10 protein-coding genes are annotated in these 13,422 nt (G+C 37.9%); 6 read left to right on the top strand and 4 right to left on the bottom strand.

The features are described 5' to 3' along the window. Positions 1 to 520: 520 nt before the first annotated feature. The 6 genes from HDF25_RS06060 to HDF25_RS06085 all read left to right on the top strand — a co-directional run bounded on the left by HDF25_RS06060 (position 521) and on the right by HDF25_RS06085 (position 8,713). Positions 521 to 670 carry a hypothetical protein gene (locus HDF25_RS06060; RefSeq protein ID WP_184623820.1) on the top strand — a complete coding sequence of 50 codons (150 nt, stop codon included), beginning with the start codon at positions 521 to 523 and terminating at the stop codon, positions 668 to 670. A gap of 233 nt (positions 671 to 903) precedes the next feature. Continuing rightward, positions 904 to 2,577 (top strand): tetratricopeptide repeat-containing sensor histidine kinase, encoded by a 1,674-nt coding sequence (locus HDF25_RS06065; protein WP_260409329.1) that lies wholly within the window; start codon positions 904 to 906, stop codon positions 2,575 to 2,577. A 14-nt stretch (positions 2,578 to 2,591) separates the two neighbouring features. After that, positions 2,592 to 3,257, top strand: a complete 666-nt coding sequence (locus tag HDF25_RS06070; protein ID WP_184623822.1) for a response regulator — start codon at positions 2,592 to 2,594, stop codon at positions 3,255 to 3,257. Between the two features lie 486 nt (positions 3,258 to 3,743). After that, positions 3,744 to 4,808: a type I restriction endonuclease gene (locus HDF25_RS06075; RefSeq protein ID WP_184623824.1), complete on the top strand. Its 1,065-nt coding sequence runs from the start codon at positions 3,744 to 3,746 to the stop codon at positions 4,806 to 4,808. A gap of 415 nt (positions 4,809 to 5,223) precedes the next feature. Continuing rightward, positions 5,224 to 6,951, top strand: coding sequence for a flavin monoamine oxidase family protein (locus HDF25_RS06080; RefSeq protein ID WP_184623826.1), 1,728 nt, complete (start codon positions 5,224 to 5,226; stop codon positions 6,949 to 6,951). Position 6,952: 1 nt separating this feature from the next. Then, positions 6,953 to 8,713: an alpha-keto acid decarboxylase family protein gene (locus tag HDF25_RS06085; RefSeq protein ID WP_184623828.1), complete on the top strand. Its 1,761-nt coding sequence runs from the start codon at positions 6,953 to 6,955 to the stop codon at positions 8,711 to 8,713. A 73-nt stretch (positions 8,714 to 8,786) separates the two neighbouring features. Here the strand turns inward: HDF25_RS06085 and HDF25_RS06090 are convergent, their stop codons facing one another. The 4 genes from HDF25_RS06090 to HDF25_RS06105 all read right to left on the bottom strand — a co-directional run bounded on the left by HDF25_RS06090 (position 8,787) and on the right by HDF25_RS06105 (position 13,390). After that, positions 8,787 to 9,446, bottom strand: a complete 660-nt coding sequence (locus tag HDF25_RS06090; protein WP_184623830.1) for a hypothetical protein — start codon at positions 9,444 to 9,446, stop codon at positions 8,787 to 8,789. A 103-nt stretch (positions 9,447 to 9,549) separates the two neighbouring features. After that, positions 9,550 to 10,182 (bottom strand): hypothetical protein, encoded by a 633-nt coding sequence (locus tag HDF25_RS06095; RefSeq protein ID WP_184623832.1) that lies wholly within the window; start codon positions 10,180 to 10,182, stop codon positions 9,550 to 9,552. Further along, positions 10,179 to 11,762: a hypothetical protein gene (locus HDF25_RS06100; protein WP_184623834.1), complete on the bottom strand. Its 1,584-nt coding sequence runs from the start codon at positions 11,760 to 11,762 to the stop codon at positions 10,179 to 10,181. The genes HDF25_RS06095 and HDF25_RS06100 overlap by 4 nt, the downstream gene beginning before the upstream one ends. Before the next feature lie 44 nt (positions 11,763 to 11,806). Further along, complete coding sequence (locus HDF25_RS06105; RefSeq protein ID WP_184623836.1) at positions 11,807 to 13,390, bottom strand: hypothetical protein; 1,584 nt, start codon at positions 13,388 to 13,390, stop codon at positions 11,807 to 11,809. Positions 13,391 to 13,422: the final 32 nt, after the last annotated feature.

The following is a 13,422-nucleotide window of genomic DNA, read 5'->3' on the forward strand; positions in this document are numbered from 1 at the left end:
TGAATTTGATTAAGAATCTAATAACCGGCAGTTAATTATCACATTTTAAATGTTAGCAATCAGATTACTTGTTTTTCTTATCCTACGTTAAAAAGAGGGATCAGGCCTAAGGCTGATCCCTCTTTCTATAAATACCCAATCCTTCTCAGACCAGTTTACACCGAATAATTAAGCGGAATTTCCGGAATTACTGACGCATTTGTGGAATTCTGAAAGAATAATTGGAACGAATGGAATCATCGGAATTTCCTGGTAGTTAGGGGTTTGTACAGGTGTATGTTTGTATCAGAAATCAGTTCAGGTTTTGATTCGCTGGCAGGGTCGAAATGTACAGAACAGATTTTATAAAGAGATGAATACGCGGTAGTTGGTGACCGGTTTGGGAAGCAGTTATTAGCTCCCGCGTTTGATTCTCACACTTCCCAAAAATTTCAGAAGGCCTTCTGATTTACAATCGTAGTACCCCCCGCGAATGGATCGCGGGGAGCTACACCGTATTTCATTCTTAAATTTTTGAACCATGTTTTTTCAACTAATAATTGCTATGCTATTGGGACTGACGTCTCCATCAACTTCGAATACTACAAATACCGACCAGGAAGCTCCAATAGTGAGCAATGGTGATCCCGTTACAGGAGGTGATATGGGACAGACCCCGCCGCCAAAATAAGAAGAAGAATAGAATATAGTAGGGCTGTAAAACTGCCCTACTTTTTTATTTAAGACCATTCAAGCCATGAAACGAGAAACAGGATTCTGTCATGACAGCTCACCAAAAATTAAGATTATATTTTTTCTTTTAACGCCATTGTTTTGTGATTGAAAGTTTAATTTTTAGTAAATAATAACAATTAATTGAAAGAAGCGCCAGATTTATTCTTTAATTTGGTTAAAATTTAGCGCTTGAAATATCTCTGTTTACTCTCAACTCTTATTGTCTTTTTTTATTCCTGTACAAATCCTGTCGGGAAAGAGAAAAAGGAGGACAACTTGTTTTACGATCAGGCTTTTGCCTATCGGGAAAAGGGTATGGCTGATAGTGCCTTTTTTTATTTCATTAAAGCCAAAGATTTATTTTTGCAACAAAAGGATAGTCTGGGAGCAGGGAAGTGTCTGGTTAATATGGGTATCTTCTTAACAGATAAAGGAGATTATTTTGGGGCACAGGAGATTTCCCTAAGTGCTTTGGGTTATCTTAACCAAAAAAAGGAAAACGAATACGTTTACATCTGTTCTAACTTTAATAATCTTGGTATCGCAACTCACAACCTGGGGGACTATAAGGATGCTTTAAAATTTCATGATTCGGCAATAAAATTTTCCAGGGATTCTTCACTTACCCGTGTTTATCTGAATAATAAGGCGAGGACGTATCAGGCATTTCATGAATATAAAGCAGCTTTAAACATATATGATCAGGTTTTAAAAGGAATTGATAAGCATAAAAACAGGAAAGAATATGCCATGGCATTAACCAATATTTCTTTTACCAAATGGCTGCTCGATCCCGGTTATAATGCTATCCCTGATTGCTTAAAAGCATTACATATCCGTGTAGAGGAAAAAGACCTCAGGGGTCAGAATTCAAGTTATTCCCATCTCTCCGATTTATACGTCAAACTATTACCAGATTCTGCACTGATTTATGCGAAGAAGATGTATCTGGTATCCAGAGAAATAAACAGTTCTGATGATCAGCTGATGGCACTTCAGAAATTGATCAAACTTAGTCCTCCTAAAGAGACAAAGCAATATTTTGATATCTATCAAAACCTGAATGATAGTGTACAGATGATACGTCGCAAAGCCAAGAATCAGTTCGCTGTTATCCGGTATGAGACTGAAAAGCATAAAGCAGATTTCTTAAGGGCCCGGGCCGAAAATATTCAAAAGCAAAATAATATTCTAAGACAGAATTTTGCCCTCGGCATTTTGATGTTAATCTTGATAGCCGGAGTTTTTTGGTATAGAAAAAGGAAAAAGACCTTGCAACAGGAGAAAGAACTGGAAGTCAAAAACACAGAGCTTAAGTACGTCAAAAAAATTCATGACAGGGTCGCAAATAAAGTTTATCAGGTGATGTCTGAAGTAGATAATACCCCTGATATCGACAGAGATATTTTGTTGGATAAACTCGAAGTTCTGTATAATATATCGCGGGATATTTCTTACGAAAGTAAGGAGGCTTTTAAGGAGGACAGTTATGCGGTACAACTCTCGAATATGTTAAAATCCTATTCTTCTGAAATCATCGAGATTTTGATAGTGGGAAATGAAGAAGAATTATGGAAAAGCATTAATGATACCTCAAAGGCAGAACTCTTTTATATTATGCAGGAGTTGATGACTAATATGAAAAAACATAGCAACGCGGAAACTGTAATCATAAAATTTCGCAGGAATGAATCTGATATCAATATTTCATACTCGGATAATGGTGTCGGGATGAAAGGTGCCTCTAAAAATAATGGTTTAACGAATACGGAAAACCGTATTAAAAGTATCGGGGGTACCATTACTTTTGATTATACACTCGAAAAGGGTTTGGAAATTTATCTCACATGTCCCTTTTCGTAAATAAATGAAGAATAATGTTCAAAAAAGTACTTATAGCAGAAGACCACGAAAGCACCAATATATCTGTACGTAAAACACTGGAAGATCTCGGTATAGCCAATAAAGAGTTTAGATATTATTGTGATGATGCTTTAAAACTTATAGAAATAGCATTTGGCCAGGAAGATTCCTTTGATTTGCTGATTACTGATCTTTCCTTTGAAGAAGATAAAAATATACAGAAAATTGCGGGGGGAAGAGAACTTATCAAAGCGGCCAGACAGCTGCAGCCCGGTTTAAAGGTTGTCGTTTTTTCATTGGAAAATAGTATACCTGTAGTTGATGATTTGTTTGAAAATATAGGGATTGATGCTTATGTGCGTAAGGCACGTTATGATGCTGTAGATCTTAAACGGGCTATCGAAGCAGTTTTTCAAAATAAAAAATACCGTTCAGCAGATTTAATGCAAAATAAAAGAATAGAAAATTCATATGATTTTAAAGCTTTTGATGTTGAAATTATCACACTACTTTGTAATGGAACACCTCAGAAAAATATCCCTGCTTATTTACAGCAAAATAATATTAAACCATCGGGCTTAAGCAGTGTTGAGAAGCGTCTTAATTCTATCAAAACAGCATTGAATATCTCGAACAATGAGCAGTTGATTGCTTATTGTAAGGACAAAAAAATTATTTAATGATATTCGGGAATTATTTTCCAGGTTTATGGCTTTCCGTAAAGAATGAATTTTATACCCAATTACTTTTGAAGGATTAATTCAAAAGAAAAGGTAATTATGAAAAAGTACTATGTAAACAATAACGCTCAAAGTAACAGTAATCATGAAGTTCACCGTGATGATTGTATTTATCTTCCAGATACTGAAAATTCCAGGTATCTGGGAGAGTTCTCATCTTGTATCGGGGCGGTAACTGAAGCGAGAAAGATATACGTTAGAACGAACGGATGTAAGATATGTTCGAATTTATGCCACACAAGCTAAACCAGATGTTGTGAAATTTATAGCGAACCGGGCTTCTATTTTTACTGTCATTCCATCTTTTTTACCTTATAGGTGTTCTTAAGTTTTGATTTTTAAATACTTGATTGATTACGGATTCCCGTAAGAATCAAAGAGTTGCCCTTCATACTTTTGATCAAAACAAAATCAATTTCAGGTAAAATGGATCTCAAACTTAAATTAGAACAGCTTCATCAAAGAGTAGTCGGATTAAAAGATCAGATAAATACTGAAGAGGCAACAAAAAATGCATTTGTTATGCCTTTCATCCAAATTTTGGGTTATGACATTTTTAATCCGACAGAGGTCATTCCAGAGCATATTTGCGACATCGGAACCAAGAAAGGGGAAAAGGTAGATTATGTCATCTGCAACAATAACGAACCCATTTTAATCTTTGAATGTAAGCACTGGAAAGAAAATGTCGATGCGCATAACTCGCAACTTCACCGCTATTATCATGTCTCAAAGGCAAGATTTGGTGTGTTAACAAATGGTACCATCTATAATTTTTATGCAGATCTGGAGAAACCAAATATTATGGACGAGAAGCCTTTCTTAACCATTGATATAGAAGACTTGAAAGATAACTCTATCAAAATTCTAGAAAGCTTTACCAAGAATCAATACAATTTAGAGAGTATTCTTGATTCGGCTGAGGGGCTTAAATACATTAAGGCGATCAGGACAGAATTTGAAAAAGAGATTGACAATCCATCCGACGAAATAGTCAAGCTGCTGGTTAACCGTTTTTTTGACAAAACTCTAACTGCCAACCGAATGATTGTTTTTAAGGAATATGTAAAAAAAGCATTGACAATTTCGATTAATGAATCTATAAGTGACCGGTTAAAGTCGGCATTGAGTATTAACGAGAAGATCGATAAACAGGAGGGAATTAAAATAAATCCAATAGATGAAAAAGAGGATGAATCTAAAATCGTTACAACTGAAGAGGAACTGGATGCTTTTCAAATCGTTAAGGCGATCTTAAGAGAAAAAATCCCTGCGGACCGAATTGCGGCAAGGGATACTCAATCTTATTTCGGCGTATTGCTTGACAATAACAACAGAAAACCGATATGCCGGTTCCACTTTAATACTGCCAATAAATATCTGGAGACTTTTCACAATGGGAAGGATGCCGGAGAAAAAAAACAACTCAAAAATCTGGATGAATTATATGGCTATAGAAACGAACTTCATCAGGCTATAACTAATTACTAACCAGTAATCTCCTGTTTCAAACCAGCCAAATATTTGGCTGGTTTGAAACAATCTTTAAATAAAATCTAAATTAATGAAATGCTCTTTACTCATTATTCTTTTCTTGATTAACGTCAACTGTTCGACACGGGGAATGGTATACGTCTGTAATAGTGATACTGCTAAAAAATATCATTACAAGTCGAATTGTCGTGGATTAGGAAACTGTCAGTATAAAATTATTCAGGTTAGCCTGGATAAAGCCGAGAAAGATGGTAAAACCTTATGCGGGTGGGAAAAATAAATTGAGAATAGGATTAGGACTAATGTTTTTTTTCTCTTGCTTTAAAAGAAACGATGTTAATCATTCGTGAAATAAGAGATAAATAATTTCTGTATATTTATTTCAATTAACTCTCTTAATCTTATACAATTTATGGAAAATTACCTGCATGGTCTATTGGACGAAGACAACGATCCAATTATCCAACAATACCTGAAATTTATTGATGATGGTATTCCGCACACCCGAAACCCCAAAAAAGTGTTAATCATTGGAGCCGGAATGGCTGGTATGGTTGCTGCCAGCATGTTGAAACAGGCTGGCCATCAAGTTACAATTGTTGAATCGAATACCCGGGTAGGCGGGCGGATTAAAACATTCAGAAATACAAAAGACAAAAAGTATTTTGAAGATGACAAGGTCTACGCTGAAGCAGGCGCGATGCGTATACCAACTATTCATCAGATGGTATTGAAATATATCGCAAAGTTGAACTTGAAAGTAGAACCATTCTATTACCTCTCAGTAGACAAAGATGAAGCCATTGAACATCAGAAAGATCCGAAAACAAAGCCACCAACGATCACCAGGAATTCGCTTTTATATGTGAACTACAAGCGGGTAATTCAGAATGTATATTTTAAAAATGAAGCTAACATCAATGAATTGCTTGATTATCATCTGGAGACCAGTGACCAGAATTTATATGAAAATCAACGGGCAGATATTTTACTGGCCAATGTAATAAAGCCTCTGAAAGCATTTATTGCCCAGGATCCGGAGAAGAACTGGCCATTGCTTATTGAGCGTTTTGGAGAGTATTCCATGAGGCGCTTTCTGGTAGAGCAGACCCTATATTCTGATAATGCTATTGAGATGATCGGTGTATTGCAGAACCTTGAATCAAGAATGGCTTATGATTTTATCCAAAGTTTTATTGAATCCAATATTATTAAAGATTCGACACAGTTTGTAGAAATAGTAGGAGGGTCAGACTTGCTGCCTAATGCATTTTTTAAAGCTCACCAGTTGGAAGATAATACTTATTTCGATTGCAGGGTAACCGATCTGATGCTGAATCAGAAAACAGGTAAAGTTAAGATAGGGGTAGACATTGAAGTACAGAGAGATCATCAGTTCTATGAAAAAGCTGGCTTTAAAGCGTTAACAACCCCTGTTACAGAAATGGAATTTGATGAAGTAATTGTGACTATACCATTTTCAGCATTGAGACATGTTTATGTTACGCCAGGATTCTCACAATTAAAACGTAAAGCGATCAGGGAACTTCATTATGACTCCGCTACTAAAATATTGCTTGAATTCAGAGAGAAATGGTGGCAGAAGCCGCCATATAATATTGTGGGTGGAGGTACTATCACAGACTTTTCGAACCGGTTTGTATATTATCCAAGTATGGATATTGCAAATGAGGGACATGGAGTAATTCTGGCATCTTACTGCTGGTCGGATGAGGCAAGCCGCTGGGACTCTATGGATGATGATGACAGATACTTTTATGCGCTTAAAAATCTTGCGATCATGCATACTGATGATGAGAAAGAACGCGAACGGATTATAAACCTGGCCGTTATCACCTCATCGACGAAAGATCATAAGGACGCTAAAAACAGAGTTGGAGCAGCTACTCAAAGCTGGATGCGCGATCCTTATGCCTATGGAGAGGCTGCTATTTTCAATCCTGGCCAGTTACATTTGTTGCAGAAACATATCATTTCGACGGAGTGGCACGGAAAAGCACATTTTGCGGGTGAACATGCCTCACTAAAACATGCCTGGATTGAAGGCGCAATTGAATCGGGTATCCGCACAGCCCTTGAAGTAAACGAAGATGTTGGTAACTTAAATAATCCCCGCTGATATGACAAAGACAGAAATTACTGTAGCAAAGTATTTGCAGATCAGACTGGAAGAAATGGGGTTAACTCATTTATTTGGCATAGCTGGTAATTATACAGCACCATTTTTAAATACCATTCTGGAAGATAAACAGGCTAAAATTCAGGTAATCAATGATACCAATGAAATCAACGCGGGGCATTGTACTGATGCTTATGCCAGGCTGAAAGGATTTGCAGCTGTTGCTGTTACTTACGGTGTTGGGGCTTTTACATTACTTAATTCGGTAGCCGGTTCTTATGTGGAACATTGTCCAGTATTAGTTATCAATGGTGCACCAACCAATAGTGACCAGCTGAAGAATGTGGCACAGGGACTGCTATCCTCACACATGACCGGAGATATGTATAGTAATATCAACGTGTACAGAAACGTCACAGTAGCTGCCGAACAGGTAACCAGTGCAGCGGATGCAGCCTATAAAATAGATGCCATACTGGATGCTTGTATATTGTATGGCAAGCCGGTTTACCTGGAAGTTTTTGAAGATGTCTGGCGGATGAAATGTGAAGCACCAGCTGCACCATTGACTAAAAAATCACTTAAAGGATGTAAAGAAAATGCGCTTAAAGCTGCCAAAAGTGTGGCTGCATTAGCCGCCGGTAAGAAGATAATTTTTTGGGGCGGAATTGAAATCCAGCGTTATGGGCTGCAAAAGGAATTTCTTGACTTAATTGAAACCACAGATACCGAATTTGTAACTTCCATATTGGGGAAATCAATTGTATCTGAAAATCACCCGAAGTTTAAAGGTGTATTTAATGGGAATGCCTCTCCAAAAGACGTGAAAGAGCGATTCGAAAAGGCTGAAGTTAAAATTGGGTTGGGCGTATGGACAACCGGGAAAAACCTGGGTGGCTTTGACGTTTGGAAAAACGATACTGTTCTGGCAAACCATAGTGGCGTCAGAATAGGAGCATCCTACGAACCAAATGTATCCATCAAGGACTTTATGTATTATCTGAAAGAAGAATTGACTAAAGTGAAATTTGAAGCTTATCAGATGTATGGGCCAGCTAAGCTGTCAGCTTCTTTCTTTGTTGCTAATCTGATGGAAACCAAAAAGGAAAAGACGACGATCACTTATGACCTGTTTTTTGCAAGGATGAATAAATTCATCAACAAGGATCATATTGTCGTTGCTGACGCCGGCTTTCCTTTACTGGGATGTCAGGGGATTCATATTGCCGAAGCAAATGGCTTTGTTGCGCAGGCCTCCTGGCTTTCTATAGGTTATTCGGTACCAGCAGCTACTGGTGTTAAATGTGCCAGGCCAGATAAAAGGGCTGTTGTTTTTGTAGGGGATGGGGCTTTTCAGGAAACCTGTCAGGCCATATCTACTCAGAATAAGCTAAAACATAATACGATTGTATTTGTGCTGGACAATGAAATTTATGGTATTGAGCAGTTACTGGTTAATCCGAACCCTTTCCGTGGTAAAGATAAAATAGATTATAGTCTGCCTGATCTGAATACTATTTACCCCTATAATGAGATGCATCCCTGGAAATATGCTAGACTGGTGGATGTTTTTGGTGGGAAGGGTTTTGAAGTGCATGATATGGAGTCGTTGGAGGATGTACTAGCCCAGCTGGGTGAAATTAAGGACAACACAATTATACATGTTCATTTACCTAAAACGTCGATTCCTGAAGCTATCGCTTACAAAAACAAGAAACCTGGTGAAGATGAATTCCTGAATAAGGACTGGAGTTTATGCTGATAGAATAATAAAAAAGCGCAATGAGAATTGCGCTTTTTTCTGAATATTTAATGATCAATTGATCACAAGGTTACTACTTTAATTCCTTTCTTCTGGATTTAATCCTTTGATAGACATTGATTAAAACATCCATCTCGGTGATCCTAAATGTTTTATCCTTGATCTGTTCTACTAATTCTGGTTCATCGGACATGGTTAAACTCATTCCTTCTATAAAGTTTTTCCTTTTCAGGTCAGTTCTGTGATCCGGGTCCGTTCCATAGGAATAGATTACTTCACTACCCTTAGCCAGATTTGCTCCTACCATCGCCAGACCAACTCCAGCCGTTAACATCATATTTCCTCCGACAGGTCTCATCATTGACCCACCATCACTTTTTGCAAATGTAAGTACTTCATATAGTTTTGTAGGACCATCAATTAAAACCTTGTGAAATTTTGGATCTTTATCGTGTGATACAATAAAACTATCCGTACCAACTACAAATGACTTGATCATATCCGGAGTAATCCGTTTGATTTCAGCAGCATCGTTCTCTTTGAAAAGAATATAATACTTGAAGGTAAGCACCACTTTGCCGCTTCCAGCCTTATCAATTTTACCGGTTATTTTATGTCCTTCAAGATCATAGTAGTAGCCATCTTTGAAATTAGTAAAAAGTGTGAGACCCGCTGATTGAGCTCTGGCAAATAGCGAACAAAAGAGTAGCAGGAAAAAAATGAGGGAGCGCATATTGTTAATTTAGGGGGGCAAATATAGAAAGATTTCTGGTCTGCCATATTTATTTCAGGTTAAGGAATTTGATTAGGAGCCCCAAAACGAAAAGTCTTAATTATTAAAACGAAAGGTGCCGTTTTTTTATTTGCACCTGATTTTTCAATCCCAAACGGACGCTGATTTTATCTTCATTCTCATGGAAAAGATAGTTGTGATTTTTTTCTACAATCATAGAAGGAATGTCTTCCCGCTGTTTACTGAGAAATGGGAAAGTCAGCCCGATTTGTAATTTTGGCTGATACTTACTGATGGTGTCTTCGAAATGATTATAGACTGGAGCATCGAGTAATGCCTGGTAAGCAGATTTAAAGATCACCGTTAGCTGGGTGCCACGGAACCCCCCGATTTTTAGCAGGTTTTCAGCGACAGGAACTTCTTCATAACTTAACCAGGCCCCGGTGGCCAGAACATCCAGTTTTAAGATAGAAGCCTGATCGATACAGGTTTTCAGATAAGCTTGACTAAATTCTCTGGTCAATACCAGATCATCCTCGGCAAAAATGACATAATTATCATTGATATGTGCTCTGATAATTTGTTTGGCTGTGTTATATAAGCCGTCATATCTTAATGCAGTTATTGCACCTGAATAAAAATGGTAATCTATTCCATGAGCACTCAGCAAGGGAGTCAGATCAGCCTGTCTTTGTAAAGACAAGCTGGAAGCTGTAGTAGCAACGTTAAAAATCATACCCGGGTAAGTTTAGTAGCGCTAACACCTTCCGGACCATAGTGTAGTTCAAACAAACCGTAATCGTTGATTCCTCCCTCTATAATATAAGTGGCTGCAGTTTTATTCGCTAACACTGGAAAAGCAGTTTCATTAGACAGAAAATCATTCGGATCAACTATGTCGGCAAAAATACCCTGCAGTACAAAGGGGATCCCCTTATAATTTCTCTCGATGCTCATTAATTGTCCTTTTATCTCACAAAAATGTACTTCGATTGTGCTGGAATGAATCCGTCCATAATTCATTTCTAATGTTGAGTCGTGTAAAACAGCCATAATATCTCCATTAAAAGATATTAGAGTGGAATTTTTCATTGAGCCAATGGCAACAGGCATTATTGAACCGTAATATCCTGATGCATTGATCGTACAGTTTGATATTAAGTTCAATGCTTTCTGAGGATCTTTTCCATTCGTAGTGTACATCGTTATCCGGTAATCAAAATTTGCCGTATTATTTAAAGCATGATCGGTCCTTCTCAGGATAGTCCCCTTTGTTGAGGCCAGTATTCCATTGTTAAAATTCCGTATTGTATAAATTAACTCATCGGTAGGATAAGTGGTAGATAGGGCAACCTGATCTAATGAATTAGTTGCGATGGCAGTGACTATCAGAGGCTCTATATCCCCTGAATATACTTCCGATCCGACATATAAATATTCGTCGGAGCCTGTAACACCTGGTTGAATTTTCAGATCACCATAAACCATAGTACTTTGGAAATCTGTGATCAGATATTTTTGTCCCGGTATCAGTGTCTTTTTTTCAATAATCGAATTCAGTTCTTCATAAGTAACATTGATTAATGGCGAACCGGTCCCTGTAGTCTTTACATTAACTTTTATATTGGGATAGACACCAGTTAAACTAATATTCTCCCCGGCTCTGATCACTGGGAGGTCGTCAGTTTTAGCAAGAATACCGTTGAATTCGGGCAGCACAAATTCTGTGTCGCTTGAAATTGTAGTAGCTGGTCTGATTACCTGGTGCAGATCATTTCCAGCGTTTATTTTTATTGCAGTAGAGCTTAAGCTTCCACTGATATCCATATCACCCGAATTGTTTAAGGTCAACTGTGTACCGGTATATAAATATCTATCTGGTAGGTCAGCAGACTGATCAGGAGGGGTGGTATTTAGGAATAAAGATCCGTTTTCAATATTGTAGATTAATCTTTCAGTAAATCCTTTGCCCGCAGGTCTATCATTAAGATCCAGATTAAAATCAATACCTGTATCCGTCTTAACCCTTTCGGTTCTGATGTCCTTCTTAAAGATATTTTCAGTACTGAAAAAATTTTTTGTGTGCAGGTTTGCTTTCTGCTCAGCACCATGAGCTGTGAGATCCAGGATATGACTTTGTAATGCTTCTGAATCTGCTTTTTCATCGAAACGGATGTCCAGATTTTCAATGTTGCCTGCCGGGATTACATTATCTTTATGCCATAAAGAATCCCAGGTATCCAGAAATTGTTGTTGTGTCGGTTTTAAACCAGTTTTAAACCAGTTCTTTATCGTATTTAAAGGTTGCTTTGCCATTTTTTATTGGGTATGGAACAGTTTTTAGCTTGAGATCACATCTATTAGGTAGTTGCTTCCGTCAGTAGTGTCAGAGTAATGCCTTTTGGATCGATGTTCTGTAAGTAAAGAAGACCATCACTGCCAGATACGATGTTTAAAGTACCGCGCTTATCTGCAAGTTTGCTGATCAGCATTTCATTATCAACTGAATAGGAATTCCCATATACTTTTGCGTATATCCCCATAAGATTGTTTCCCCATGCCTGAAGATTCAAATCAAGATAGATTATATTTCCTTTAATATAACAGTTGTAAATGGAAAGATTTTGGGAAACAATCTGCCCGTAGCCCATATCCAGGATTGAATTATTTAGCGTTCTAACAATGTAGCCTCTAAATGCTTTTATTGTAGCATCTCTCATGTCTTTTATAATGACTGGCATCAACTGATTATACTCACCCACAGCATTAATAGTACAGTTCTTATACATAATTAGAGCCAGTTGCGGTTCACCGTCATTTGTTTTATATAGGGTTACTCTATAATCAAAATTGGCTGTATTGTTATTAGGAACATCTGTCCTTCTGAGTATTGTTCCTTTGGTAGAAGCCCATAAACCGGCATAGAGGTTCTGCATTGTGTAAATGATCGTGTCGTCAATATATACCGTTGATTTCGCAACAGAATGGACTTCTGTTGGGCTAATCGCGGTAACAATCAATGGCTCGATTTCACCAGAATAAGATTCTGATCCAAAATAAAGTGTTTCTCGGGCGGGTTGCCACTCGGTAGGAGGTACTATAGTATGCGCAGCGTAAACAAATGTACTTTGGAAATCTGTGATCAGATAATCCTGTCCGGGAACTAATGTTTTGGTATAGTGTAAATCCTTCAGCTCTTCATAAGTTACAGGTATTACAGATGCCCCCGAACCCCCACCTGTTGCGTTAATTGTGATATCGGGATAAGTACCTGTTAAATTAATATTGGTACCGGCTGTGAGTACTGGTATATCTTCAGTTCTTGCCAGTGTACCACCTGATGCCGGAAGGAACAATTCTGTATTGGCAGTAATCTCCGTTGCTGGTTTAATGACCTGGTGAAAATTATCAGTCGTATTCAATAGAATCTCATTGGTGCTCAGACTCCCGGACAAAGCCATGTCGCCGGCATTATTGATCATGAATTGTACGCCCTTATATAGAGGCTGTTCGTCAGGTCCCTGGTCGGGGGGGATAGTGCTCAGTGATAAAGTTCCATCGTCAATTCCATAGTTTAACCTGCCGGCAAACCCAGGGCGGGCAACTTTATCATTCAGATCCAGATTGAAGTCAATACCGGTATCAGTTTTTGCCTTGGCAACGCTGATGTTTTTTTCAAAGATATTATCTTCTGAAAAAACATTTTTTGCGCCGAGACCTGCTTTCTGATCGAGCCCGTGAGCTGAAAGGTCTTTAATGTGGCTACTTAAGGCATCTGCATCCGCTTTTTCATCAAAGCGAATATCCAGATTCTCAATTTTTGAAGCAGGGATGATTTCGTCTTTATGCCAGAAGGAGTCCCAGGTATCCCAAAATTGTTGTTGAGTTGGTTTAAATCCGGTTTTGAACCAGGTTTTAATGGTGTTTAAAGATTGTTTTGCCATTTGTGTTGAGCGTATTAATTGATTTATAGTCT

Origin of the sequence: Pedobacter cryoconitis, from assembly GCF_014207135.1 — a bacterium.
Classification (GTDB): Bacteria; Bacteroidota; Bacteroidia; order Sphingobacteriales; family Sphingobacteriaceae; genus Pedobacter; species Pedobacter cryoconitis_D.

Coding starts and splice junctions, on each gene's coding strand:
- HDF25_RS06060 (WP_184623820.1), top strand. CDS start 521: ATGTTTTTTCAACTAATAATTGCTATGCTATTGGGACTGACGTCTCCA.
- HDF25_RS06075 (WP_184623824.1), top strand. CDS start 3,744: ATGGATCTCAAACTTAAATTAGAACAGCTTCATCAAAGAGTAGTCGGA.
- HDF25_RS06100 (WP_184623834.1), bottom strand. CDS start 11,762: ATGGCAAAGCAACCTTTAAATACGATAAAGAACTGGTTTAAAACTGGT.
- HDF25_RS06090 (WP_184623830.1), bottom strand. CDS start 9,446: ATGCGCTCCCTCATTTTTTTCCTGCTACTCTTTTGTTCGCTATTTGCC.
- HDF25_RS06085 (WP_184623828.1), top strand. CDS start 6,953: ATGACAAAGACAGAAATTACTGTAGCAAAGTATTTGCAGATCAGACTG.
- HDF25_RS06095 (WP_184623832.1), bottom strand. CDS start 10,182: ATGATTTTTAACGTTGCTACTACAGCTTCCAGCTTGTCTTTACAAAGA.
- HDF25_RS06105 (WP_184623836.1), bottom strand. CDS start 13,390: ATGGCAAAACAATCTTTAAACACCATTAAAACCTGGTTCAAAACCGGA.
- HDF25_RS06080 (WP_184623826.1), top strand. CDS start 5,224: ATGGAAAATTACCTGCATGGTCTATTGGACGAAGACAACGATCCAATT.
- HDF25_RS06070 (WP_184623822.1), top strand. CDS start 2,592: ATGTTCAAAAAAGTACTTATAGCAGAAGACCACGAAAGCACCAATATA.